Annotated in this window: 1 protein-coding gene; it reads left to right on the top strand. The window is 49.4% G+C overall.

Annotated features, from left to right (window positions below; genetic code table 11):
* Nucleotides 1-173 precede the first annotated feature (173 nt).
* A partial coding sequence (locus ALA01S_RS33810; protein ID WP_157119442.1) for a M23 family metallopeptidase occupies nt 174-1641 on the top strand: 1468 nt, incomplete at its 3' end.

The raw sequence follows: 1641 nt of genomic DNA, 5'->3' as shown, positions 1-1641 counted from the left end.
CGGGGCGGGGTTGATATTGGAAGCCGGCAATGTGGAATTCGTGGCGCCGGGGACGTTGACGATGCGGGCGGGGATGAGGAGTTTTGTGGGGGCCGCCCACTTCAACTACCAGATGCCGCTGATGCCACGCGGCACGCTGACATTTTCAACCATGAGAAGGATTTCTCTTTGATATGTTGATCAGCCCACCTTTTTTGCCACCGCGCGGCGATTTGACTGAGGAGCAGTGGCTGAATGTTGCGATGGCGTGCGGAGGTCCTGGCGCTGGCGCCTATCCTGTAAGCGCAAATTTTGACTGGCATGGAGGGGTGCATTTGACCGCGCCGCTAAATGGCACAACCCCTGAACCCGTTCGGGCGATTGCAGATGGAACTGTGGTGTTTGTGCGTGAACCGACAAAAACAAATGATTCGCAGCACCCGCTTTGCTACGGCGGCGGATATACCAGCGATGGGACAATTATAATAAGGCACGAAACAGAAATTGGCATTAACAACCATGGACAAACGACTTCAGTTCAGTTTTACTCCATATATCATCACCTCTACAGCATCAGAACCACGGCAAGGCAGAATCAGCCAATCTGGCGAAAAGATGAACTTGGCCAAGCTGGATATATTTACGGACAGGCCAATCTAATTCATTTTGAAATTCGATGTGACGAAGAGAACCTAAGAAAGCTCATAGGCCGGATTTCAGGAAGTTTGCCAGTCGACCGCGATGGGCGTCTGGACGCAGTTTTTGGCGAAATATATTTTTACCTACCCATCGACACCCCAATTTATAGCCAACGCCCTTTACTCAACAGCGCAGTGGCTCAAAAGCCGGCTCCGGCTGGCACGCCCTTGCCTGCAACTCCTATCGCATTGCAGCCTTTAACACGAACCACCGACCCCATGGTAATTGGCATGCGATACGCTGGCGGCATTGGTGAATCAGGTCGACGCGGGGATGTCCATGTCACGAGCTACACGCCTCAGGGTATAGTTGTTGGATCGCCGATTATCGAATCAGGAGCGGAATACAAAATTCATGAAAGTTGCGCAACCATCAGCAAAAGCTACAAAACTGCGACTCAACCAGCACCGAGCGCAATTATGGAGATCCTGCGTTTTGGACGCATTATTGGCCCAGATACCTTACTCCCCGCAGACCTACCCCACTGGCGAGAAATACCTTATACAAACGGAAAGGGGTGGGTTAATCTCAATGCTGCCAACGTACGCAAATTCAGCGACGCCGACTTTCCACAATGGAAAAAATGGAGACTGATTACAGACAACGTCAATAATGATGCCCACTGCGATTCACAGACACTCAAATCGTTAATTGATCTGGACGGCGACGGCGAAATAAACCCTATAGAAGGATTGGCCGCCTTAAGAGAGGATCACATTGCACACCAGATGCACAAGACAATATGCAAAATTCCATGCGAATGGAATGCAGAAAATCAAAACAAAAGATGGAAATGGCTAATAGAAACCAGCGCCAGAAACACCTCCCCCATGGAAAAAGCTGACTATGACAAATTTATTGAACATGTCACAGCACTATCCATCGCTCATCGGGATCTCTTTTCAAAAGAATGGGCATTCAATCCGAAAGCTTTCATTGAAGTTTTCAGAAAATGCAACTGGC

It is taken from the genome of Azohydromonas lata NBRC 102462 (genome assembly GCF_001571085.1).
Lineage (GTDB): Bacteria > Pseudomonadota > Gammaproteobacteria > Burkholderiales > Burkholderiaceae_C > Azohydromonas > Azohydromonas lata.
This window is presented reverse-complemented; position numbering and strand designations above follow the sequence as displayed.